Source organism: Polynucleobacter sp. 80A-SIGWE (assembly GCF_018882295.1).
GTDB lineage: Bacteria > Pseudomonadota > Gammaproteobacteria > Burkholderiales > Burkholderiaceae > Polynucleobacter.
Window position 1 is genome coordinate 845,439 of the sequence record NZ_JACVOR010000001.1, and the last position, 25,329, is coordinate 870,767.

At 45.3% G+C, this 25,329-nt stretch carries 17 protein-coding genes and 1 tRNA gene; 17 read left to right on the top strand and 1 reads right to left on the bottom strand.

Annotated features, from left to right (window positions below; all coding sequences use genetic code 11):
* Window positions 1-3 precede the first annotated feature (3 nt).
* The 11 genes from ICN25_RS04385 to ICN25_RS04435 all read left to right on the top strand — a co-directional run bounded on the left by ICN25_RS04385 (window position 4) and on the right by ICN25_RS04435 (window position 14,839).
* Complete coding sequence (locus ICN25_RS04385; RefSeq protein ID WP_216179316.1) at window positions 4-3,330, top strand: pilus assembly protein; 3,327 nt, start codon at window positions 4-6, stop codon at window positions 3,328-3,330.
* Window positions 3,320-5,041: a pilus assembly protein PilM gene (gene pilM, locus ICN25_RS04390; protein ID WP_216179318.1), complete on the top strand. Its 1,722-nt coding sequence runs from the start codon at window positions 3,320-3,322 to the stop codon at window positions 5,039-5,041. The genes ICN25_RS04385 and pilM overlap by 11 nt, the downstream gene beginning before the upstream one ends.
* 10 nt (window positions 5,042-5,051) lie before the next feature.
* Window positions 5,052-6,362, top strand: a complete 1,311-nt coding sequence (locus ICN25_RS04395) for a hypothetical protein (protein ID WP_216179320.1) — start codon at window positions 5,052-5,054, stop codon at window positions 6,360-6,362.
* Window positions 6,362-7,876, top strand: a complete 1,515-nt coding sequence (gene pilQ / locus ICN25_RS04400; RefSeq protein ID WP_216179322.1) for a type IV pilus secretin PilQ — start codon at window positions 6,362-6,364, stop codon at window positions 7,874-7,876. Before ICN25_RS04395 ends, pilQ begins: the two co-directional genes overlap by 1 nt.
* Window positions 7,877-7,890: 14 nt before the next feature.
* On the top strand, window positions 7,891-9,669 hold the full coding sequence (locus ICN25_RS04405; RefSeq protein WP_216179324.1) for a GspE/PulE family protein: 1,779 nt from the start codon (window positions 7,891-7,893) through the stop codon (window positions 9,667-9,669).
* Window positions 9,670-9,676: 7 nt separating this feature from the next.
* Complete coding sequence (locus tag ICN25_RS04410; protein WP_216179326.1) at window positions 9,677-10,924, top strand: type II secretion system F family protein; 1,248 nt, start codon at window positions 9,677-9,679, stop codon at window positions 10,922-10,924.
* 50 nt (window positions 10,925-10,974) lie between these two features.
* Window positions 10,975-11,520 (top strand): lytic transglycosylase domain-containing protein, encoded by a 546-nt coding sequence (locus ICN25_RS04415; RefSeq protein WP_216179328.1) that lies wholly within the window; start codon window positions 10,975-10,977, stop codon window positions 11,518-11,520.
* Window positions 11,504-12,361, top strand: coding sequence for a phosphate/phosphite/phosphonate ABC transporter substrate-binding protein (locus ICN25_RS04420; protein WP_216179330.1), 858 nt, complete (start codon window positions 11,504-11,506; stop codon window positions 12,359-12,361). Before ICN25_RS04415 ends, ICN25_RS04420 begins: the two co-directional genes overlap by 17 nt.
* Before the next feature lie 70 nt (window positions 12,362-12,431).
* Window positions 12,432-13,544, top strand: coding sequence for a GGDEF domain-containing protein (locus ICN25_RS04425; RefSeq protein WP_216179332.1), 1,113 nt, complete (start codon window positions 12,432-12,434; stop codon window positions 13,542-13,544).
* Window positions 13,545-13,616: 72 nt separating this feature from the next.
* Window positions 13,617-14,699 (top strand): tRNA dihydrouridine(20/20a) synthase DusA, encoded by a 1,083-nt coding sequence (dusA, locus tag ICN25_RS04430; RefSeq protein ID WP_370624692.1) that lies wholly within the window; start codon window positions 13,617-13,619, stop codon window positions 14,697-14,699.
* A 64-nt stretch (window positions 14,700-14,763) separates the two neighbouring features.
* Window positions 14,764-14,839, top strand: a tRNA-His gene (locus ICN25_RS04435).
* 215 nt (window positions 14,840-15,054) lie between these two features.
* Here the strand turns inward: ICN25_RS04435 and ICN25_RS04440 are convergent.
* A complete protein-coding gene (locus tag ICN25_RS04440) occupies window positions 15,055-15,558 on the bottom strand; it encodes a hypothetical protein (protein WP_216179335.1) in 504 nt (167 codons plus the stop codon).
* Between the two features lie 119 nt (window positions 15,559-15,677).
* On the opposite strand from ICN25_RS04440, the gene ICN25_RS04445 reads away from it, so the two are divergent.
* The 6 genes from ICN25_RS04445 (at window position 15,678) to ICN25_RS04470 (ending at window position 25,318) form a co-directional block, all read left to right on the top strand.
* Window positions 15,678-16,901 carry an HD domain-containing phosphohydrolase gene (locus tag ICN25_RS04445; RefSeq protein ID WP_255536674.1) on the top strand — a complete coding sequence of 408 codons (1,224 nt, stop codon included), beginning with the start codon at window positions 15,678-15,680 and terminating at the stop codon, window positions 16,899-16,901.
* A 3-nt stretch (window positions 16,902-16,904) separates the two neighbouring features.
* Window positions 16,905-17,729: a GGDEF domain-containing protein gene (locus ICN25_RS04450; protein WP_216179337.1), complete on the top strand. Its 825-nt coding sequence runs from the start codon at window positions 16,905-16,907 to the stop codon at window positions 17,727-17,729.
* A 38-nt stretch (window positions 17,730-17,767) separates the two neighbouring features.
* Entirely contained in the window at window positions 17,768-18,112 is a 345-nt protein-coding gene (locus ICN25_RS04455; RefSeq protein WP_216179339.1) for a diacylglycerol kinase, read from the top strand.
* Entirely contained in the window at window positions 18,112-18,804 is a 693-nt protein-coding gene (locus ICN25_RS04460; protein ID WP_216179341.1) for a hypothetical protein, read from the top strand. The genes ICN25_RS04455 and ICN25_RS04460 overlap by 1 nt, the downstream gene beginning before the upstream one ends.
* Entirely contained in the window at window positions 18,804-21,545 is a 2,742-nt protein-coding gene (locus tag ICN25_RS04465; RefSeq protein WP_216179343.1) for a glycosyltransferase family 2 protein, read from the top strand. The genes ICN25_RS04460 and ICN25_RS04465 overlap by 1 nt, the downstream gene beginning before the upstream one ends.
* 131 nt (window positions 21,546-21,676) lie before the next feature.
* The gene (locus ICN25_RS04470; RefSeq protein WP_216179345.1) at window positions 21,677-25,318 is read left to right on the top strand and encodes a cellulose synthase subunit BcsC-related outer membrane protein; all 3,642 of its coding nucleotides are present in this window, start codon (window positions 21,677-21,679) and stop codon (window positions 25,316-25,318) included.
* Window positions 25,319-25,329: the final 11 nt, after the last annotated feature.

Here is a 25,329-nt window from a genome sequence, read left to right on the forward strand (position 1 = left end):
AGAATGACTCTAATTTCCCCGGTGTTGAGGATGTGTCGAAATGTTCGCTACATTTCATCATGCCTGCCCATATTCGCAATGGGAATTGCTCATATTGCTTATGCAGCAAGCTCTTTCCCAAGTTTCGGAATTATTCATAACTCCCTCGTACCGGCAAATCAAACCATTATGTTGGGGGTTAATCCTGCTGGCAATTTGAACACTATTAACGGCGCAGGAACTGCGGCAAATAATTCTGCAAATCAACTCTATCTGTCTGATGGCAGAACTAGGATTAACGGCGTCAATGCAGGTTCAGTGGGAATTTCTTACTATTGGCAGGGGGCGCAAAAGAAAGATTCGAATGGCAATCTGATTGCAAACAAATTCTATCCAAAGGGTTGGTATGACTCTACTAGTCAGGGAAGTAAGTGGGAGTCGTGGTCTGCTGGAGCTATTGATAATCGGAACCAACAGGCTTGGGCCTCTATTAGTCAGCAAATTGGTGAAGGTAATGCTACAGCCTTAACCAGCATGACCGTTAAAAGCTTTACTGTTGACTCCACTAGCGTTAAGTCAACAGTTTGGATTGCTGATACCTCAGGCATACCGATGCTGGAGGTCACTCATCTCTACGGACCTACATCTGGAGCCACCAATCAAAGCTTGTTTCAGGGTTTGGTCACCATTACTAATATTTCTGGCGGCACCCTGAGAGATGTTCGTTATAGACGAAGTATGGATTGGGACTCTATCGAAAATATGACCGATGCCTCAGTTGATGCTGTGGGTGTTGCTTCTTCTTATAACGGTACAAACTACCCAAAGATTTGGAGTTATTGCGATAACGGAGGTGAGGACAATAAAGATGCCAATCCTTTTACCGCATGTAAGCCAGTCAATGCTGCCTCATTAAATCGTGACTCTACTGGATTGCATGGGCAGATCGGATCATCCTTTGACTTTCAGTTTGGCGACCTGCAGTGCAATGAATCCGCTACTTTTTATATTTACTATGGCGCTGCAGGCTCGCGCGCAACTCTAACTGCAGCAATGACTAGTGTGGGTGTTACGACCTACTCAATGGGGTACGATCCAGATTACCCAACCTTGGCGTATGCATTTGGCTTTAAGGGCGTAAGTGGCACCGCCGTACCGCCAGCCCTACCGACTAAAGTAGCCTCTCTTCCAGCAGGCAGCAGTACTGATCCTAACGTTTATCAGACTTACGCGCCGCCAGTGCTAGGTGACGGAACTATTTATCAGGCTTTGTTTAAGTATCAAAAAGATAAACAGTGGATTGGTGAAATTAAGCGCTACAACTTAGATGCTACAGGCGCGCTAACAAATGATCCGCCTGTGCTTGCCACTGAAAAGTTAAAGACTCGTGCGGCAATCAACGCATCCTATGGGCTTGGTGGCCGCTCTATTTGGACGGTAGGTTTTGATCCTGCATGTATGTCTGGGGGTTTGAGTAATGACTCAAGTAATAATAACTTCACTTTAACGAATGCAAACGCACTAGAAAGTCTTTTATTTAATTGTCCGAAAAGTCCAAATCCTACCGCCACCAGTGATTTGATTAGCTTCTCTAGGGGCTTAAATTCCTACTGGGAAGAAAATGCCCCAGTAACAGCTGTTCGTTCCTCGGTATTGGGTGATACCTACCATTCCGAGATGGTGCTGGTTGGTGCACCCAATGCGCCTTGGAGTTCCGACGTCAATATGTTTAGTAAGTCTGAGGCTTACTATCGATATACCAAAGGCTATAGCGGCTTTATTGCCAACAATGCAACGCGCCGCCCTCAGATCTATGTGGGTGCGAATGATGGCATGGTGCACGCATTTGACGCCGACTTAAACGAACGTTGGGCATTTATTCCTCCATCTGTGTTGCCGATGTTGCGGAATATGACGGGGGAAAAGGGTATTGCTACTGGCGGCGGAACCAGTAATAGCACTTTTAGTGTGGATGGCCCTATTACCGTTAAGGATGTGTACTTCAATGCCGAGGGCAAATGGAAGACTGTCTTGATGGGTGGCTTAGGCTGGGGTGGTAATAGCTACTATGCACTTGATATTACTGATCCAGATTTACCAAAACATTTATTTACTGTAAGTAACGACGTTTCTAATAAATTAATTAATTATTGGGATGCCAGCGGTAAAAAATCAACCTTTGCCTATAACGCTGCCTGCACCCAATTTGATTACTCAAAGCTAGGTGGTGCATGGTCTAGACCAGTCATCATGTTATTGCCCTATGCCGAGGGTTCAGATAAACAGCGTTGGGCAGCGGTATTTGGAGGGGGTTTTGCTGGTGGCGCATCCGTTACCGGAACTGGATCTTCTAGTTCATTCGGCGCGTATGTATATGCCATCGAGATGGAGCCAGATTCTGGTGTAACAACGGCAAGTTGCGGTGCCACTGGAAATGCAGTTGTAGCCTCTACTGGTGGTCATGTCATCGTTAATGCGCCATTAGTAAGTGATGGTAGCTCCAATATCCCTAATGGAGTAACTGCCCATTTAACTGTGGTGACCGGAGATGGCACATCACTGGCTAACTACTATGGCGGGATTGCTTACTTCACAGACTTGCAGGGTGAATTGTGGAAATTCAACTTAAGTAAAAGTAGTCTGAGTGATAGTAATGCCAGTTTATTCACTCTATACAAATCATTCAGAAGTGAGGCGACTTTAGCCAATGATCGGATGGGCTACAACCAATTGGCCACAACGATCGTGAATGGCAAAGATAGCAATGGAAACAATATCAGTCGCCTATTCAATTATTTTGGTACAGGTGATCTCACTCGTATTCAGCGCAGAGTCTCCACAATTAATAACCGTATATACGGTGTGTCTGACTCAAACTTTCCTTTGAGTTCTCTAGCTGCTACCGATCAGACTGCCGCAGCCTTTGCAAATGTTGATGCGCAAATGTGTAGCGCTAATAGCTCCTGGTATGCCAATGTCTGGGCTAAAACCAATGTGAGTTCTGCCGCTGACTATCAAAAAATTATTGGTAGAGCTGCAATTCATAACAAGTATGTGTATTTCTCAGCCTATCAACCTGAGGCTCTTTCATGTCCCCTGTACGGAACCAGCCGCTTAATTGAGCTAACCGACGTTTGCCAGGCGGGAAGTGGTGGGGCAGTTATTGGAACTGGTCTGGCCACTGCACCAATAGTAGATGCCAAAGGGAACATTTATGTGGGTATGAGCAACCTACAGCCCGGAACGACTTTGTCTTCTGGTCGCGACAACATTGCCAAGTTAGTGGGAAGCAATGCTTCCTCCAATAGCAAGGTGCAATACAAATCCTGGAGAGAAAAGCGTGTCTATTAATAATCCCTTTCAGCCAATCTTGAAGGCGTTTATTGACGCCCTCAGTCGATATTCCATTAAGCAGGAGGATGTCGTAGGGATTGATATCACCCCCAACTACATTCGTGTGGCGCAGCTCACTGAAAATGCAGATGGATGGCTTTTAGAGAAGCTAGGCTATAAACATGTAGCGGAGAACGCTTCTTTAAAAGATATTCATGATTCCCAAGATGAATATGTTCAAAAACTCAGGGAGCTAATTACTAGTGCAAATTTAGAGACAGCTAACGCAGCGATCTCCATTCCTATTACTAGTGCCATTGTGCGAACCGTCACGATGCCATTGATGAGCGAGGAAGAGATTGAAAGCGCAATTCAATATGACTCGCTGTGGAGCAATATTCTTCAGCTCGAAGAAAAGCTAGATGAGTACTCCATCTTCTGGCAGGTCATTCGTCGTAATACTGCTGAAAATACGATGGAGCTGCTCTTTGTCGCATCCAAGTTATCTGAAATTAATCAGTACGTACAAATTGCTACCAAAGCTGGTTTGAATCCAGTGGTGGTTGACGTACGTTGCTTTGCAATCCGAAATGCCCTTAAAGCTCATAAATCCAGATCTCAGGGTACTACCGCACTGATTGAATTTGGCCCACACGAGAACTACGTCCTGATCGTTACAGATGACACGCCGTTTATCTATGACATCTATATCTCGGAAGCTGATAGAGCATTGATTGAAGCGGGAGAGTTGGATGGTGATCAGGGCGATCGACTTTACGACCGTTTTGCCGGGCAGATTCTGCAGGCATTTAGGGCGTATGAAGTCAAGCTAGGAAAAAATCTGATTGATCAAGTATTGCTTGTATCCCCCGTGCAAAAGAGGGCGGAGTTACTTGGTCAGATGCGTAAAGCATTGGATGGTTATCAGATTGATTTGTTTGATCCGCTATCAGATCTTCAGATTCCAAGTAATTTAGATGATGTTATCGAATCAGAGGCCAATCCATCTGTATTTACCTCTGCTATTGGCCTAGCTGTTCGAAAAGTAGATATCTTTGGTTATTACAAATATGTAACAGGCGTAAACAACGTCAACTTGTTGCCAAACCGAGATGTGGTTAAGCAAATTGAGCGTAAAAAGATCTTGTCTAAAGTTGGAATCTTTGCAGGGGCCTTGTTAGTGGTCCTGTTTGTAATCGGCACATTGCTGTATCAGTACTTTTTTAATAATGCCCTAAGCAGTCAATATCAAACTGCCGTGCAAATTGAGAAGCAAGTGCAAATGAAAGAAGCTTCACTGGCTTCACTCAAGGCGCAGAAATCTAAATACTCTCAAATGTTAGAGGCCAGCAAGGAGTTCAAGACTAATCAGGTGTCGAACTATCAGCTCTTAAGTGCCATTAATCAGACAGTGCCTGGTGGTTTGTGGTTTACCACCATTGCTTTTGACAGCCCCAATACCTTAGTTATCAAGGGTGAAGCCTCTAATGATCAGGTTATTGGCAGCTTTATTGAGCGGCTCCAAAGGGTGCCTATGATTGAAAGGGCCTCCTTACAAAATATGACTTTGAATTCTGCTCCCGTACAACGCAAAGGTGGCGGCGCAAAGCAATTTGAAGTTCGCTGCATTGTGACTAATACGATGGCTCCAGTAGTTCCATCTCAATCCATGAAGCCTGTGGTCGCCCCAAACAATCCAAGACCTGCTGCGTCTGAGTCATATATCTAAGGTCGCCAATATGTTAAATCTCAATGAATTGAAGAACGTCGATCTTGGTACCTTATTTAGATCGCTCCTATCCAATAAGACAAGCCTTATTAAAGGGCCTTATGCCAAGGTCATTCTTTGGGGGTTGCTGGGATCCATTCTGTTCTTTGCTTATGTGTATTTCATCTTTTGGCCAAATTTAGAGCAGCGTCAGGAGATGCAGCGCAAGGTCGACGCCATTCCGGAGATGGAGTCTAGGTTACGCTATTTGGACGTTGCCAATCAAAAGGCGGAAGATGATCTCCGTCAGTCCGAAAGAGGTTATGCAGAATTAAATCAACTCTTCAGCGTGGAGTCTGAGTTAGAGGAGTTGTATCAGCGCCTCAGTATGATGGCCTCGTCTCAAGGATTGGTGATCAGCTCTCTGACGAAAGAGGGTGAAGAGGCAATTTATGCTGGAGCTAAGCCAACGCCAGGCGCTCAGGCTAATGGATCAGTGGCTCCAGCGCCAGCACCTCCAACTGCTCCAGGAGTTGCCAATGGCACAACTCAAGGACAACCCTTGTTTTACCGCATCAAACTCAAGATCGAGCTTACTGGTCAGTATGGTCGTTACATGCGTTATCGCAAGCTTCTATCTGAGTTTGATAAGAGCATCAATATTGATAAAGAGCTCATCACCTTAGTTGCTGGGGATAACCGTGGCACGGTGGTAGTGAAGTCTCAGCTCTCTACTTATCGTTTGCCGAATAAGCTGCTGGCTAAACCAGTTCAACCTAGTGCTGGTGCTGAAGCATTGCCGCCTCCAACAATGCAGCCTGTACAGTTTTTGCAAGATACTCGCATGGGCTTTATGAAGGTAGCTGCAGGCGCCGATCCTCTATCTGGATCTAGCTCTCCTTCAATTATGGGACCACAAACTCGTGTGATTGCTGGATCCGCTCAAGGAACCACCGAAGAAGTGATTATCAATAATGGCCCAGGTGCAGATGCGCGTAAGGGCGGCACTCAAGAGAGAGATCCATTTGCTCGATCTTCCAGCGGAATGATTGAGGGTGGTCGTGACTCTCGCGTTTCTCCACTGGTGATGGCTGGTCCGCAGTCATACGTGATTACTGGAGTCATTGTCTCTAATTCAGTTAAGGCGGCGATGGTACGCACCGACTTCAGAGAAAACTACGTTGTCAAAGTAGGGGATCGCTTAGGCAATCAGGGTGGCGTAGTTGTTGATATTGATATGGAAGGCATTCTTTTGAAGCAGCCCAATGGAAAGATTCGAATCTATCTGCAATCTCAATCGGGGCAGCCAATGGCAAGCCCTAACGGCGGAATGGCGAGGTAATGATGTTAAAAAAATGGATATTCTTAATTCCGGTATTTATCGCCTTAAGTGGTTGTGAATCCTTGCCCCCTCAATCTGATGCGCAAATGCGCAAACAAATGGGGCTTGATCCCGCTCAAATTATGGCGGACCTTGCACCTAAAACGGATCAAACCTTAGCATTAGGGCCAAAGATTGAGCGTAAGCCTACTGAACAGCTTGATCAAATTCGTCGGAATTTTATTAATGAATCCCAGCGGACTGAAGATGGGCAGTGGAAGTCCTTTAACGTCAATTTGAACTTTGTTGATGTGGATATTCGCGAATTGGCGCAGGCAATGACCCAGATTTCTGGTGTCAATATATTGGTGGGTGACGAGGTTGATGGGACGGTTACTGTCAAGATCAATAATGTTCCTTGGGATAAGGCTCTCGATAATATTTTAAGGATCAAAGGCCTTTCTAAGAGCGTAGACCCTGGCTCCAACATCATCCGCATTCAAAAACCAGAAACTGTATTAGCTCGAGATGAGTTTGAAAGAAAACGTCTAGAAGAGGTTAGCCGTCAGATTGCAGCTAAGCGTATTGTAAGTACTCAAGTGACGGAAATTTTCCGCCTGTACTACACCAAGCCAGGCATTGTGAAGAAGCAGTTAGAGGCGATCTTTGGTGGAAATACTGGTGCCGCTGGTGGTGCAACTGCACGTCCACCCGGTGGAATTATTGAAATCACTACTGATGAGCGGATTAACTCCATCATTGTGAAGGGCACCCAAAGTGAGATGGAGCTAGCTGCAAAGCTTATTTCTAAACTCGATATCCGCACGCAAGAGGTTTTGATTGAGGCATTTATTGTTGAGGCTGATGACGATTGGCAGTTTGAACTCGGCAGTCGATTTGGGTACAAAAATACTTCCGGAAACGGAACCTCAACCAATCCGACCAGTACGGTTGCTGGTACTGCAGCCGATGGCAATATTTTCAATCGGGCAGTGGCAGGTGCTCCGTTTGGTCTGGGCTATTTATTTCAAACAACAGCTTCTCAGCTAAAGGTTGAGCTATCTGCAATGGAGAAATTGAGCCTCGTCAAAATCATTTCTAATCCGCACGTCTTCACGATGGATAACGAAGAAGCTGTAGTCATTGATGGAGTTCAAATTCCATATCCAGTGCCTGGTATAGGTACCAATCAGATTACTTATGAGTTTAAGGATGCAGCTTTAAAGCTGACCGCTACTCCAAGTATTGTGGGTGACGGCAATTTGTTCCTAAACATGATTGTGAATAAGGACTCCCCGAACTACTCAACAAATCCACCGTCTATTAATAAGCGCGAAGTTCGTAGCAAGCTGTTGATTCAAGATGGCACGATTGCTGTGATTGGTGGTATCTACGATCAAACCAAAGAAAACACAGTTGAGAGAGTACCTTTGCTTGGAAGCATTCCTTTGATTGGAAGCTTATTTAGCTACACAAAGAAGGCTGATAAAAAGACTCAGCTACTGGTATTTATTGCTCCAAAGATCCTTAATTAATCAAGATGGCCACCATGGATAACTCACAAGAAGTAGCGCGTTTTTGCTTGGATCGGGGTCTGGTAGATCTTGTTCGATTTAAGCAGGCCGAGACGCAGAGCAAGGTAAGCGGTAAGCCTTTGTACGATGTCTTGGTATGTTCGCATCTGATCGATGATCGTATGGCAAAAGAGGCTATTTCCTCCTATCTGGATTTGCCGATTACCAATTTGGCAGATATTCATCATCAAATCGAGCGGCATTTGGATGCTATTCCTGCAAGTTTTGCCATGGAAAATCGAATCATTCCATTTGCTGCAGATGATAAAGAAATTAAGGTGGCCATTGCGGAGCCGAGCGCTTTACGCAGTATTAGTAGCGTTCGCTTGATTACCGGAAAAAGTATTTCAGCCTACATCGTTTCTCCCACTGAAATGGAGGGCTTAATTAAGGCTGTGCAAGACAGCTCCCCTAAGTCATCTAAGGGTGGCAACGTCAGCATCAATGTCACTAAGGCATCCAATACGGTAGTCGATAAAAATAAATTGAATGCCAATAAGCTCAACAGCTTGATGGGCAAGCAATCGGTACTTGCTAAGCCCGCTCCAGATACCCATGAGCAGGCTGATGATAGTCAGGGCAATCACGTTATCTCCTTTGTAAATGACATGATTACCGATGCGATTAAACAGGGGGCGAGCGATATTCATATCGAGATGTACAAAGAGTCAGCAACGGCACGTTATCGCGTAGATGGTGTTCTGGAAGAGTGCAAGAGCCTTAAGGAGTTCTTATTTGCGCACTATCCCGCAGTAACTACGCGACTCAAAATCATGGCCTCCTTGGATATTTCAGAGCGGCGTTTGCCGCAGGATGGCGCGATTACCATGTCCTTGCCCGAGGGTAGGGATGTCGATTTGCGGGTTTCTATTCTGCCAACTGTCTTTGGTGAGCGCGTGGTTATGCGTATCTTGGATCGAGATGGCATCTCATTTGATTTAGATAAGCTCGGTTTTCCAGAAAAAGAATATGCAGATGTGGTTTCTGCTTTCGAGTCTTCCCAGGGAATGGTTTTAGTTACAGGCCCAACGGGATCTGGTAAGTCAACGACTTTATATGGGGCGCTAAAGCGTCTAAATAAGCCGGGTGTGAATATTTTGACCGCTGAAGATCCGGTCGAGTTCACTATCGACGGTGTCGGGCAAGTGCAAATTCGAGATGATATTGGCCTAACTTTTGCCTCTGCCTTGCGCTCATTCCTTCGTCAGGATCCAGAGATCATTTTGGTGGGTGAGATTCGCGATAAAGAAACTGCAGACATCTCCATCAAGGCTGCCTTAACAGGGCACTTGGTGCTGTCAACCCTTCACGCTAATGACTCTATCAGCACTGTTGTGCGTTTAATCAATATGGGTATCCCGGGTTACTTGATTGGCGCTGCATTAACTCTGGTGATCGCCCAAAGATTGGCTCGAAAAATATGTCCAGCCTGTAAGCAGCCGCATGAAGGAAATCACGAAGCCATACTTCTAAATCTAGGTTTCAGTCCCGAGGCAGCTAAAGCGGCGAAGCCATATCACGGCGCAGGTTGCGATAAATGCAATCACACTGGATACAAAGGTCGCCAAGGAATATATGAAGTATTGAAGGTGAGCGAGGCAATGCGAGCTGCAATTGTTTCTGAAGATAGAAGGAGCTTAAGAAAGATTGCTGAGGATGATGGATTTCGACCGATGCAAGCGATTGGCAGGCAGATGGTGATGGATGGGCTTCTCACGATTGAGGAATACCAAAATAACTTAGTCTTCAACTAGGATTGCGATGCCAGATTTCGATTGGAAGGGAATACAAAATAAGCAGTATGTCTCGGGAACGGTAAATGCCTTGACCCGCGACGAGGCTGCGCACAAGCTCAAGCTGGATGGAATCATCATTACCCAGTTAATTAAGAAGTTGCGAGAGGCTGAGAAAGAAGTTAAAGAGAGGCGAAGTTGGAAAGAGCTCTTTGATTTTAAAAAGAAGGTCAAGTTAACTCAGATTATGATCGCAACCAAAAAAATGGCGACCATGCTGAGATCGGGTTTATCTATCCTGCCTTCTTTGGAGATGGTGCGAGATCAGACAGAAAACCCAACGCTAAAAGAGGCTATGGCAAAGGTATCTCAAGATGTTGAGTCTGGATCGAGCCTTTCCCAATCTTTTGCAAAGCATCCCGATATCTTCAATTCCATCTATATCAATATGGTTAAGGCAGGGGAGTCGAGTGGTCGACTGGATATCTTCCTAGATAAGTTGGTGGGCAGTATTAGGAAGACTATTAAGATTCGTAAAAGTATTCAGTCTGCCATGCTGTACCCAACTATTTTGCTAGTTGTAGCTACGGTAGTAGTGGGCATCATGATGATCTTTGTCGTGCCTGTATTTGCACAGATGTTTGGCAGTATTGGCTCCCAGCTCCCAGCACCAACCTTATTCATCATGAGTATTAGTAACTTCCTAAGGGACCCTTATGGGGGTGGCCTTATGGTGGTAATCATCGTTGTTGGCATCTATCTATTTCGTAGGGCAGTTAAGCAGAGCGTTGCGTTTCGCAAGAAATGGCATAACTATCTATTAAAGATGCCGCTAATCGGTGAAATGATCTTGAATTCGAATTTGGCGCAGATCTCGATGGTGTATGGAAATCTCTCCGGTGCAGGCGTCCCTGTAATCGAGGCTTTGGATATTACAGCCGAGTCATCCAAGAATGAGGTGATTAAGGATGCCATTCAATCCGCCAAGCGGGGGGTATTTTCAGGGGAGCCACTATCAAAGCTGTTGGCTGAGATCACTATTTTCCCTAAAACATTTTCACAATTAATTTCCGTTGGGGAGCAGACCGGAAATATGACGGAGATGCTTGAAACCATTAGTAGTTACTTCGAGGAAGAATTTGATTCGACGGTAGATAAGCTATCCCAGATGATGGAGCCCATCATGATCTGTTTCTTGGGCGGAGTTATTGGATTCATCTTAGTTGCGATGTATCTCCCTATCTTCAAGATGGGTCAAGTGGTTACGGGGTCATAAGCCTTATGAAGCGCTTTTTACTCCTATCTTTTTCCTGTCTATATTGGACCATGGGCAATGCTGCCACTCAGCAATATCAAGACATCTCTTTAAGTAATCGTCAGGAATTGCGTCAAAAGTTCTATAGCGGCAGCCCGGTTAATTCATTTAAGGATGTGACCCATGCCATCCAGTGGATAAGTCAGCAGTCCTACCAACTGCGAAAGAAAATCCCCGATGATCATAAGCGACGTGAACTATTGAGGATGATTCACTATGAAGCTACTCGCTATCAATTGGATCCAGATTTGGTGCTTGCATTAATCGAGGTGGAAAGTGGTTTCAATCGATTTGCACTTTCTCACGTTGGCGCCTCTGGACTGATGCAGGTCATGCCTTTTTGGAAGGGGCTGATTGGAGTGGAAAAAGATTCCCTATTCGACGCCCAAACTAACTTGCGATATGGCTGCATCATCTTGCGCCACTACCTGGACATTGAAAAAAATGATGTTGCTAGAGGGTTGGCTAGATATAACGGCAGCCTTGGTACGGATACCTACTCATCCTTAGTTCTTAATACATGGCAGGCAAAATATCGTTATGCGCTCAATAACTAAAACAATCATTTTTAGCTGTTCAATACTCTTGCCCGCTATTGCCTTTGGAAAATGCATTGGCGACCAGAATTCTCCGTATCCAGTGCGCAGCGTTTATGTGGTTCCACAAATGGCTGCATCACAGCTGTATGTTCGTTGGAGCCCGGTCTTGGAGAAGGTGGGCCTAGCTGCAGGCATCTGTTTTGATTTAACAATTGTCCAGACTATTCCAGATTTTGAACGTGAGCTCTTGAGTGGCAAACCCAATTTTGCCTTTATGAACCCTTATCACGAGGTTATGGCCTATCGCGCTAAGGGGTACTTGCCCTTATTGGCTGATGGTAAAAATCAGCTGGATGGAATTATTGTTGTTAGAAACAAAAGTAAGATCGAAAATATTAATGATTTGCGTGGCGCTAAGTTGGCGTTCCCAGCACCAAATGCATTTGCAGCCTCCCTCTTGGTGCGGGCCACCCTAGCAAAACAGGGAATTAATATCGAACCAATTTATGTTAAATCCCACAACAATGTTTATAGATCGGTTATTGCTGGCGATGTCAGTGCTGGAGGCGCTGTAAACAATACATTGCAAAGAGAGCCTGCTGAAGTTCAGGAGCAGCTCCGGGTGCTCTTTAAAACAAGTGGTTATATGCCGCACCCGTTTTCCGTAAATCCAAAAATCCCATTAAAGGAGCGTAATCTGGTAGTGCAAGCTTTTCTGGATTTGGCAAAAACCGATGAGGGTCGTCGACTATTAGATGGCATTCAGATGCCGGAGCCTATTCCAGTGAATTACGCCCGAGATTACCAGTCCTTGGAGGGTTTGGGTTTAGAGAAATTTGTGGTGAATAGTGCTAACTGATCGTCGACACCCTTCAGCTAAAAAAGTTTTTTATCGTCTCATTTCGTGGTTAGGTGGAATTGCCGCAGTAATGATGTTGGTAACTAGCATTTGGACTTACGTGAGCGTTGATAACCTCATTACGTCCTCGCGTGATCGCTCTTTATCTCTGCTATCGGCGGGTATGGCCACTTCAGTGAGTGATTTGATTGTGACTAGGGATTACGGAGCTTTGGAGGCAACCCTACGGCATTCATTTTCTAATGAGGCTATTGAAGCGATTGCAGTCACAGACTTAAGTGGACATGTCTTAGTAAGCTTATTAAGAAAATCAGATGATTCTGTTGTTCTCAATTTTGAGAGCTCAGAATTGCATATTCCTCAATCCGGAACGGTTGAAAAAATTGAAGATGCTGATAGGGGATATATTTCAGCTTGGCAGAAAATCGACCCAGGGGTTGCTTTAGGGTGGCTTCATATTAAAGTGTCAACTAAATTTTCAGATGACATTCTTGCTCATATGAAGCGCAATATGATTATTTTTGCATCGCTATTGTTCTCGGTGGCCTTGAGTATTGCTGTTTACGCTATTTACTTCGAAGTTAAAAAAATTAATGCGCGTGAGCGGGCTTTAATCCAAAGTAATGATGAGCTATCTGATGCTGCTCACCATGACTCTTTAACAAAGTTGCCAAATCGATTATCTTTGGAGCATTTAATGCAAAATGCCATGGCTGCAGTTCGCCTAAAGGGTGGGGTATTGGCCATTTGTTTTCTGGATTTGGATGGGTTTAAGCAGGTTAATGATCAATTTGGCCATAAGGCGGGTGACCTAGTATTGCAATCTGTAGCTAATCGCTTAAGGAGAATGATTCGGGCTGAAGATTCAGTGCTGCGCTTGGGTGGGGATGAATTTGTACTCCTATTGGGCGATCTTCTTACGCGTAATCAAGTGGAGGGTTTGCTGAATCGAATTATTCTCGCTCTTCAAGAGCCAATTCGTATTGGTGCTGAACAGGCTTTCGTCGGTGCAAGCATTGGCGTTACCTTATTCCCTTTTGATAATGGTCCAGTAAGCTCCTTACTTTCTCATGCTGATCAAGCAATGTACCAAGCAAAACTCGATGGAAAAAATTGCTGGAGATTCTTTGAGCCTTCAGAGCAACCCGACATTCCTTTGTCTAGGGCGTCTGCATCCGCCTAGGCTGGTTCTTATTACTGCTAGCGGTGAAAGCAATTAAAATAGTTGCTAATAAATTATCGATTAAAACAGTCCGTGAAAAATAAAGACAAGAAAAGATTGGCAGTAGCCCCCATGATGGAGTGGACCGATCGCCATTGCCGTTCTTTTCATCGCACTCTTACTAAGGAAGCGGTTCTCTATACCGAGATGGTCACTACGGGCGCACTCATTCATGGGGATGTACCACGCCATTTAGATTATTCGCAAGATCAACATCCTGTCGTTCTTCAATTGGGTGGTTCTGAGCCATCTGATTTAGCTAAGGCCGCAGAGTTGGCGCAGCAATGGGGCTACGACGAGATTGACCTCAACTGTGGTTGCCCATCGGAGCGGGTTCAGCGCGGAGCATTTGGCGCTTGCCTTATGGCAGAGCCACAACTTGTTGCTGATTGTGTCAAGGCAATGAAGGCGGCCGTCGATACTCCGATCTCCGTCAAACATCGTCTTGGTTTGGATTCGATGGATGCTGCCAATTCTGAAGTGGATTATCAATTTACCCTGAACTTCATTCTTGCTGTGGCAGATGCTGGTGCAAGTCAGGTGACTATTCATGCACGCAATGCCGTACTCAAAGGTTTGTCTCCTAAAGAAAATCGTAGCAAACCACCATTACGTTATGAAGTAGCAGCCAAGCTTCGGCTCGATGCTCAAAAACAATTTCCGAATCTAAAGGTACTGCTGAATGGTGGGTTAGAAACCAATGATCAAATTGCTGGTCACTGGAATGATTTCGATGGCTTTATGGTGGGTAGGGCGGCATACCATTTCCCGGCATTGCTTTTAGGTTGGGATGACATGATCAATACGGATGGAGATGCTGCTGGATATCTCTTTAGTGAGACTGAATGGCATCGCATTCAAATTGCACTGGTGAAACAAGTTCAAGCCTGGTTTGATGAGTGCCAAGCTAAAGGCAAGCCTTTTTATATCGGCGCTTTCACAAGACATATTTTAGGATTGGCCCACGGTAGGGCTGGATCGCGTTATTGGCGCCAACGCCTCTCAGACCATCATGCTTTAGCCAAAGTTCAAAGCAAAGCCGCTATTTTGGATTTCTTTATCGATGCGAGCTTGTGCCTTGGGGATTGGGCTGCGTTTGAGTTTGAGGTCGCCTAAACCCCGCATCTAAGCCATTTTTGACAGGATTTTGCCTCAAAAGCTATAATCTATGTCTTCAGTGGCGGACGTAGCTCAGTTGGTAGAGTCCCAGATTGTGATTCTGGTTGTCGCGGGTTCGAGCCCCGTCGTTCGCCCCACTAAATTCTGAATTTTCAAGAGCCTCCAATTAGCATTCCAGGAGGCTTTTTTATTGCCCATGAAGTTCTCGTGATCCCTTTTGGGTATTTATGAGAGGGGTTCAATCAGCGCTGCAGTTGTTGATCGATAAGCAGTCAAACAAGATCTAAGCACTACCACCCAGTTGTATGAGTTGGCTACTGCCAGTCCATTTGCTTCGATGTCCAGAGCTATATTATTTTGGAGTCTGAATATTTTTACGAGCATTACGAGCCGACTCTGAGGCAAGGTTAGACATTCGTACTGCTTCGGCTGCAGCGTCTGCAGCGCGCTTGGTAGCTTCTGCAGCTTCGGCCGAAGCTCTGATTGAAGATTCTTCTGCTTGATGAGCAACTGCCGCTGCCGCTGCGGATGCCGCTGCGGATGCTGCCGCTGCCGCCTCGATTGCTGCTTCTGCAGATGCTGCTGCCGCATCTGCAGCTGCTTCTGCAGCATCGATAACTGATTCTGATGCCGCTAATTTGGCTGCTGTTGCAGAGCTCTTAGCTGCTAACAAGGCTTTTTCGGCGGCAATTGCAGCGCGTTTAGCAGCCTCAAGCGCGCTAGCAGTCAGCATCTTTAGACTTCCAATTGCTTCCGTATAGCGTTTATTGACTACCAAGTAGCCGCTACGCAAATTACTCACCTCTGTTTCAAGGGTAATTAATTTGGAATAAATTTTTTCAATGTTGTCGTTCATAGCTCTCTTAAGTTTGCCTATAAGTCATATTCCATCACTTTTCACCTAAAGACAAGGAAATGAGTCACCGAGGCTGAAGTGAATTGAAAATAAGTCATTTTTAGATACATAATGGAAACATGAGTACTAAGAATAAAAAGCCTATCGAACTGCCAACACCTGAGATGCAAGGGGAGTTGGAAAAGCGGGGTTGGGCTTTATCGGCTTTATCAGAAGCTGCGGCTGCGCTAGCTAGAGCGGACTCTACGGATTTGCTGGTTGCAGAAGTTTGTAGCGCCATTGCTGCCCAAGGCCCCTACGTATTGGCATGGGTTGGCAGAGCAGACGATGATGTCAATAAGACGGTTACGGTAATGGGTGGTGCGGGTTCCGCTATTGCTTATATTGAAAATATTGTAGTTAGTTGGTCAGATCAAAATATTTCTGGAATGGGCCCGGGTGGCTTAGCAATTCGTACTGGAAAGTCTAGCGTTGTGGTGGACTCGGAGTCGGATGAAGGTTTTATCTCTTGGCGTGAGTTGGCTCGAAAATTCGGTATCCGTTCTGCTATAGGTTGCCCAATACCTGATGGAGAACTCCATCCTTTCGGCGTTCTGCTTGTCTATTCAAAAGTGCCAAATGCTTTTGGTGAATCTGAGATTCAGCTCTTTGAAAGTCTGGCAAAAGAAATTGGGTTTGGCCTGAGGTCTATTGAGCGCCAGCATAAGCTGGATGACGAGATTCACGAAAAAGAGCAAACGCAGGAGCGCTTGGCTGATGCCCTCAAAGCTACCATTGAGGCCATGGCTAGAACAATGGAGTGGCGCGATCCGTATACGGCGGGCCATCAAAAGAGAGTGGCTTCGATCGCCACTGCGATTGCTAGGAAAATGGGTTGGGACGACACTTCTATTCAAGCGCTTTATATGGCGGCGATGGTTCATGACATAGGCAAGGTTGCGGTGCCATCAGAAATTCTGACCAAGCCCACTCGATTGACCGATCTAGAAATGCTAATGGTTCAGGGCCATGTAGAGTCGGGTTATCAAATCCTTAAAGACATTCCATTCCCATGGCCGATTGCAGATATGGTGAGGCAACATCATGAGCGCCTTGATGGCAGCGGCTACCCGCATGGCCTGAAGGGAGAGCAAATCTGCCCTGAAGCAAGAATTTTGGCAGTCGCTGACACTATAGAAGCGATGGCCACTCACCGCCCTTATCGTGCGGCACGAGGTTTGTCGGCCGCCATGGATGAAGTGCGTGCAGAGGCTGGAATAAAGTTAGATGTAAAAGTGGTGGATGCAGCTTTTGAGTTACTTAACTCAGGCAATGAATTGCAGGCTTTAATTGAGACGCAATAAAGCATGGCTCTAGCAGCACTCTTCTACTCCATTTCATTATTGTTTCAATTAGTTGCTGCCGGGTATGCTGCCGACTTATTTTTTCGCGCAAAAGTATATCGCTTAGCTTGCGGTTTCTTGGCTCTAGGACTTGGCTTAATGGTGGGGAGGAGGATATCTCCTTTATTACATGTTCTAAATAATGGGCATATCAACCTTTCTGATGCCATACTTTCCTTGCCGATCTCTTTTTGTCTTTTGCTGGGAATGTACCAACTAAAAAAGATGTTGGCTGATCTTCAAGAGAAGAACTGCATTCTTGATCAATTATCAAAAGTAGACACCCTAACAGGAGCACTCTCTCGTCGAGAAACCTTTTCTAGGGCTGAGATGGAGATCAAAAGGAGCTTGCGGAGTGGACATGAGATTTCTTTTTTGATGCTGGATATCGATCACTTTAAGAATGTAAATGATCAATACGGACACTTAATTGGGGATGCCGTGTTGGTGAATTTAGTGAAATGTTGTCAGGATCAGCTCAGAGCAATCGATATCTTTGGCAGGGTTGGCGGAGAAGAGTTTTTTGTCGTGTTGCCGGAAAGCACTGGGCATGATGCTTTTCAGTTGGCTGAGAGATTGCGCAAGCACGTTTCAACCACTGAAACAGCCACTGGATATGCTCAAACTATAGCTATCACTATTAGCCTGGGTATAGCGACGTTTAATCCAAACTTAGTAGGCGAAACCAATACAGCAGTGATTCTGAAGCGCTTTTTCAAAATGTCAGATGATGCTATGTATCAAGCTAAATCTAAGGGTCGAAATCGAACTGAGATCTGGGCTGAATAGGCTTAAAATGGCTTGTGGCCCAAATAAAAACTATAGTCATGCAAAAAAAGAGAAATATTATTCATGCGACCATCAACGCGATTGATGGTCTCAAAGAGCTCATTGCACAAAAAGCTGCGCGTAGAGAGTTAGTTTTAGCTGTGATCGCAATTGGATTTTTTTGCTATCGTCCTAACGTCTATACCGTTTTAATTGCAGTCTTATCTCTAGTCTTGCTAGCGGTTGAAGCTCTCAATACAGCTATCGAAAAAATCTGTGACCTAATCACCCTGGAGGAACATCCGGAGATTAAGAAAATTAAGGATCTTGGTGCGGCAGCGGTCATGATCATTGTTGTCGCAATTGGATTAATTTTTATACGTTACCTGTCACCCTATTTTTAATGGGAAATTTTTTAAGTGCCTTCTGTACGCATATTATTCCTAGGGATGATGTGGAGTCGTCGGATGAGGCATCTAAACACGTCGTTCATGACAAACTGATTAGTCTGATTACCAGGATTTGTAAAGATTTTCGTGGGGTAGCATTTGAAGAGCATCCCGAAAAAATGATCTTTGCTTTTGAACAAGTTAGCTTCGCAATACAAGCTGCTATGGCTATTCAAATAGAGGTTGATGCATTAAATACAAAAAATCATTTAGCTCCTATAGGTCTAGTCTCTATTGGGATTGTCGCCCTGATAAATCCATTTACCGGCCTTAAGGAAGAGGAGCGTTCAATTCAGCTAGCTCACTTCTTGGCTGACGCTGCTGGTGCTGGGGAGCTCTATCTCTCCGAAGGGGCGTATGGCTTACTAAAAAATCCACAATCATTGCTTTGTCGATTTACAAGGCAGCTTCTACGTACTGGTGAAGATAGAGCCTTAAATGCCTACGAGATCTTTTGGAATCCAACCGAAGTAGACCTGGGTAAGTTAGATAAAGACCCCAGCGCAATTGATTTGGAAATTCAGCCTATTCGCTCTTTTGGCTTGAAGCTAGTAGCGAGTATTGCGCTTCTTTTCTTTGGCGTGCTTCTCCTCACAGTGGGTTATGAAGCACTTTGGGCATGGCTCATCTATTTGGTAAATCGATAATGTTGTTGCGCGACCGTCACTTCAGAATCACGGCAAGCCTAATATTTTTTGCCTTTGGTATCGGCCTGATGATTTTCTTCGCCGAAGAATTGCTCAATTTCGGCGGCCAGTTGTATTTAGGGTGGGGCTCTTTCTTCATTATTTATTTAATGTCGAAGGTGAAGTATTTCCGAAATCAGCCTTGGCGCTCTTTATTTATTGTGCTGGCGCTCTTTGTCAGTTGCCGTTATATGGCGTGGCGTATTTTCGATACCCTGATGTACACCGGATTTTTTGATTTTATTGGCATGGCCTTATTGTTTTTGGCTGAGTGCTATGGATTCTCCTTATTCCTGCTGGATATGTTTGTGAATTTTTCACCCATGTCCAGTGAAATCATCCCATTGCCCGAAGATAAAACTTCTTATCCATCCGTAGATATTTTCATTCCCACCTATGATGAGTCTGAAAATATCGTGCGCATGACAGTAACGGCAGCTACCCAGATTCAATACCCCAAAGAGAAGTTAAATATTTACATCCTGGATGACGGCGGTACTCACGCAAAGCGTCGCAGCAAAGAGATGGGTCATAAGGCCTGGAGGCGCCATTACAGCCTGCGGAGACTGGCAAAGGAGCTCGGTGTTCATTACATCACACGTGACACCAATCAAAAAGCCAAGGCAGGCAATATTAATCATGCTCTGCAGCATAGCAGTGGGGATCTGATCCTGATTTTGGATTGCGATCAAATTCCTACTAAAGATATCTTGAGTAGTACGGTAGGGCAGTTCATTGCTGATCCTAAAATGTTTCTGGTTCAAACGCCGCACTTCTTCATCAACGAGACCCCAGTAAATAATGTGATCACTGGAATATCTAACCGTCCAGATGAAAGTGAGATGTTTTATCGGAAAATTCAGCCGGCTATGAATTTTTGGAATGCTGCCTTCTTCTGCGGCTCTGCGGCTGTTTTACGTCGTGAGTATTTAATGGAGATTGGTGGCATTGCTATTAAGACTATTACAGAGGATTGCGAGACTTCCCTCATTCTGCATGCGCATGGCTATAACAGTAGCTACATCAATAAACCCATGGTTTGTGGACTCTCTCCAGAGACTCCTTCGGATTACTTAACTCAGCATTCTCGTTGGGCTAAGGGGATGCTACAAATCTTGATGCATTACAACCCCTTATTTATGCGAGGACTTAGTTTGCCTCAGCGTCTAGCCTATTTTTCATCATCTTATTCTTGGTTATTTGGATTTGCGCGTTACATTTTCTTCTTAGCGCCTTCAGCATTTTTAATCTTGGGCTTGAATGTGTATTCAGCTAACTGGCATGAGATGGTGGATTTCACAGTCCCCTATGCCTTAAGCATTCTCGTGGTAATTTCTTATTTCTTTGCAGGCTCAAGGCAACTCTTCTTTTCGGAAATTTATGAGACCGTCAAAGGGTTCAGAATGATTCGAGAGCTTATGCCAGTTCTTCTGAACCCTTGGAAGCAGAAGTTCTTAGTAACACCAAAGGGTCTCTTATTAGAAAAAGAGCAGCTCAGTTGGGATGCGTTCCCACTATTTATTTTGGTCAGTATTAACGTAATTTCAATAGGTATTGCCGCAGTACGCTGGCATTACGAACCTATTTGGCATGACAACATCATTATTACGGCGATATGGTGCTGTATCAATATTTGGTTAGGCTTGATGTCGCTGGGTGCTTTTTGGGAAAAGCGTCAGATTCGAGCTCATTACCGCATCGGCGGCGGTGGTACTGTCACCATCCGTCGTAATGCTCATTTGGATCTCGCACCTATTGAGGCGGACATGGCTGATGTTTCAGTTAGCGGGATTGGCTTTACTTTGCCACTTGATAGCCAGTTGACGGTCGGTGAATTTGTGAGATTGTCTACTGCTGATAGTTATGGCAACCAGTATTCATTTGACGCCAAGGTAATGCGAATGCAGAAAGAAAGCGAGCATTATTTCTGCGGAACCCAATTTACTGCCGAACAAACTGCTAGCCCAGAAGCGATAGCCTTTGTGTACGGTGATAGTGGTCGCTGGCAGCGTATTTGGGAAGCTAGCGCGCAATTAAAGCAATCAAAGCTTCAGTTGTATTTATTAACGAAGTTAGGGCTTCGGGCAGTTCGTGAAAATTCTGCGGCTTACTTTAAGTACATCTCAAAAAGTATCGGTACTTTTATCGTCATGTTATTTAATCCCTATTTCTGGATGTATGCATTGACTGGATTGGCTAACTGGATCATTTACTTATTCTATTTATTTGTGGTTTATACAATTAGTCTTGTGGATCAGCAGCAAGCTAGATCCTTTCCACGCCTGCAGGCCGGTGAAAAGATGACCGTGTATTTCCCTAAGCTAGATGCCACCTTAGAGGGCTGGGTTTTTGATATCTCCTTGACTGGCGTCGGCATTAAAGTCAATTTGCCATTTTTGATTGATGACAACGAGCTAATTGAAGTCTTTGTTTCTGGCATCACTCGAGATCAGCATCGGATGGATTGCATTATTCGACGTGTCATTAAGGATGGTGATGAAGTTATCTTGGGTGCTGAATTTATCGTAGACAGCAGTAATTTCTTCAAGATCGTGAGCTTTGTTTATGGTCAAGGATCAAAGATGGTGTTTTCACTTGCCATTCAGAACTTAAGACGAATTCTGTCTTATCTCTTTTTGACTGGTGAGTTGGCTGATGAGCGCAAGAGCCTTTCAGAGTCGCCTCGAACTGTAAGTAAGTAATCCTTTTGAAATCAAAAGCCCTTCACCTCTGCTTTAGCTTATTACTGATTTCTTCGGTAGGAGTTGAAAGTCTTGCCTTCGCTTCGGACAAAGGTTTGAGCAGGCAGGAGAGTATGGAGGCTAGAAGGTTTTTGACTCAGGCAACTATTCTTCTGAAAAGTGGCAAGCCTGCCGAGGCAAATGCTTTACTCAAAGAGAAGTTTCCTAACGGGCCACCCGCAGGCGATCTAGCAGTTGGATATTACAAAATCATTGCTGCTTTACCGGGTGGCTGGGATGAGGCACGAACTGGGTTGGAGGCTTTAGTCAAGTCTGACCGCAAAAACTTGCAGTATTCCTTAGCTTTGGATGCCTTATTAGGATCAAAGATGGAGACTCGTGAACTTGCTTTTACGAATCTAGCCAACCTATATCAAGAGCGTAAAGTGGATAAGCAGCGAGTACTTCAGGTTTGGAGAGAGGTGCTCAATTCGCAAGAGGCCAGTCCGGAATTGCTCCCGTTCTATGAAAAATATCTTGCAGTAGATCCACACAATCAAGAAATTACAGGTCGCTGGATGGCCGAGAAGAATGCACTGGCTGAGCGCAAGCGTATTGATAGCGATCCTCTCTTAAAACGCCGTCAGATCGGCTTAGATTTGTTGGATAAGGGTGATATGGCGGGAGCCGAAGTTCAGCTGACTGAGACTCTTAAGGCCTTGCCAAAGGACTATCTGGCTCTGGGCGGCATGGGTTTAATTCGGATGAGACAAGGGCGGTATGAAGAAGCTGTTGCTTATTATCAGAAAGCTTTGGCGCTCAATCCCGAGAACGCTGGCAAGTGGAAGAGCCTAATTGCTACTAGTCAGTACTGGATGCAAATTCATCAGGCTGAAGACGCAAGGGATAAGAAAAATTATCCATTAGCAATGGAACGGATCAGAGCGGCAATTGCCCTAGAACCTCAAGGCGCAGAAGCAATTGCAGTATTGGGAACAATTGAGGCTGATCGGGGTAATGCACGTGAAGCGGAAAAGCAGTTTCGAGCAGCCTTGGCTATTGAAGCGGATAACGGTATTGCCATTCGGGGTTTGATTCAGCTCTTAATAAACGCTGGTAAAAGCGATGAAGCCTTGGCGTTGATTAATTCACAAGCCCCTGAAAATACCCCTGCAGGTAAGCGTTACGACTATTTACGAGTCAAGATTTTGAGCTCACAGGCAGATGATTTAGTGAGTAAAGGTCAAAGTGAAGCAGCAACTCCTTATCTATTGCGTGCCATAAAGTTAGAGCCACTTAATCCTTGGTTGCGTTTTCAATTGGCTGGAATTTATGAGGGCTTAGGCTCAGTCGACAAAGGTTTACTTGTAATGAAGGAGGGCTTGCGACTTGCCCCAAATGATCCCGAGATGATCAATGCGAATGTACTGTTCTTGTTGAGTGCTGACAAGACAGAAGATGCATTAAATCTCATGCGCAGCGCTCTAGCAAAGCCATCATCAGATACCACATCACTCCGCCTAAGCTATGCCAATGTTCTCAATCGTTTGCAGCGAGATGAAGAGCTAAGCCCCGTGTTGCTGCAGCTTGCCAAAACCCGCTTATCGGCAAGCGATAAACTCAAGCTCACTCAGATACAGCTCGATTTTGATATTCGGCAGGCGCTAAAAGTGGGTGATACCCCAAAGGCGATAGCGCTATTGAATCAGGCTATTGCACTCGATCAGGATGAAGTCTGGTTACGTCTAGATTTAGCCCGTCTTTATGCAAAAATACATCGACCAAAAGAGGGGGTCGCCGTATTTGAGTCGTATTTGAAAGCGCACCCTAAAAGTACCGAGGGCTTATACGCGTATGCCTTGTATTTATCTGGCCTAGAGCAGAATCAAGCAGCTCTCAAAGTATTGGAGCGCATTCCAGCGTCTGAACGCACTCCGAAGATCACTCGCTTCCAAAGAGGTGTTTGGGTAGACCTCCAGCTTGTTCAAGTAAAGAAGCTGCATGCGCAGGGTGATCAGGCTCAAGCGATGACTCAGCTCGGCATTCTTGAGAAAGAAGTCTCTAGCGACCCCGATCTTTCTTCTTTGGTTGCTGCTATGTGGGGCTCTATCGGTGATGTGAAGCGAGCCAATGCACTTTTTAAGAGCATTGAGCAAGCCAATCCAAATCTCTCGGTTGAATGGCATTTGCGCTACGCCAATTTCTTACTTAACAACGAGCAGCCAGAGGCTTTCCAGCAAGAGATGACTTTACTGTCTAGGGAAAAGTTAAACGCAGCTCAAAAGCAAGGCTATTTAGATCTACAGCAGGCTTATGAGCTCAGAGCGATAGGACAACTGATCCAGTCCGGTGAAATTCAATCAGCGAAGCAAAAGTTGCAGCCTCTCATTGCTGCTGCACCCAAGACAAATAACTATAAGTTGATGTATTTGGATAGCCAGATCCAAAGAAGGGAAGGTTACTTAGATAAGGCAATCGACACTGAGCAGCAGGCGCTTGCTCAAGCCCCAGTGCCACTCTCCAGTTATCACAGCCTCTCTACACTCAAGCCAAGCACAAGCCCATCTGGAGTTTCTATATTCCAGATCGAGCCACCCATTTTTGAGCCTTCTGCCGCCGCTTCAGGAAGTGCATACCAATATAAGCAGATGGCCGACATGATTGATATGCGGACCAATTGGATTGATTCCGCTGTTGACTACCTATCACTTAATGGCACGCCTGGACAGTCCTATTACCGCGCTACCGAGATTCCGCTGGAATGGAAGATGCCAATGCGCTCTGATGAGCGAGTAACTTTCCGCGCCGACCAAGTCAATATCAATGCAGGTACTCTGAATGCAGGTAATTCATATCAGGTCAGCACTTTTGGATCTATGGCTGCATGTACAAGTAATTGCCCAACGAGCTTCTCAAATCAGTCCGCTTCAGGAACTGCTCTCAATATTGGATATGAAAAGCAAAACTTCAAAGCCGATATAGGTACAACGCCACTTGGCTTTCTCACGCAAAATTGGATAGGTGGGGTGAAGCAGAAGTTAGATGTAGGCCCTGTTGGGGTCACATTGGAACTAGCTCGCCGTCCTATGACGAGTACATTGCTCTCTTATGCTGGAACCCGTGATCCTGTTACTGGTTCTGTCTGGGGTGGCATGGTTGCTACCGGCGGAACGATTGGTTTGAGCCTGGATCAGGGCGGTACTTTGGGCGGCTGGACTTATTACCGAGCTCGCAGCCTCACTGGAACAAATGTGCAAAGTAATAGCGATAACCAATTTATGGCTGGCTTAAATTGGCGCATTATTAATGAAACAGACCGTCAACTCTCGAGCGGTCTTAATGGAATGTTATGGGGCTTTAGGCAAAACGCAGGTGAGTTTACTTATGGGCAGGGCGGATACTACAGTCCGCAAAACTATCGCTCCGTAACGCTACCCTTAAACTACGCGCAGCGTTTTGCACGCTTCTCCTACATGATTGGTGGATCAGTTTCAAGTAACTGGTCTCGTACAGACGCAGCACCTTACTTCCCTACAAATTCTGCTTATCAGGCTGCCGCAGGAAATCCTTACTATTCTGCGAGTTCCGGTCCGGGTAGCGCTTACTCTGCTTTGGCGGCATGGGAGTATCAAGTTACTCCATCAGTATTTGTGGGTAATCGATTGAAGTTAGAGCGTTCTCCGTACTATGCCCCAAATAGTTTTGTGCTGTATGTGCGTATTGCACTTGATGGTGCTGCGCCGCAGCCTGTAGCCTTGCAGACACAACCAGTCATTCCAACATCCCGCTTTTAAGTGAACTGCAG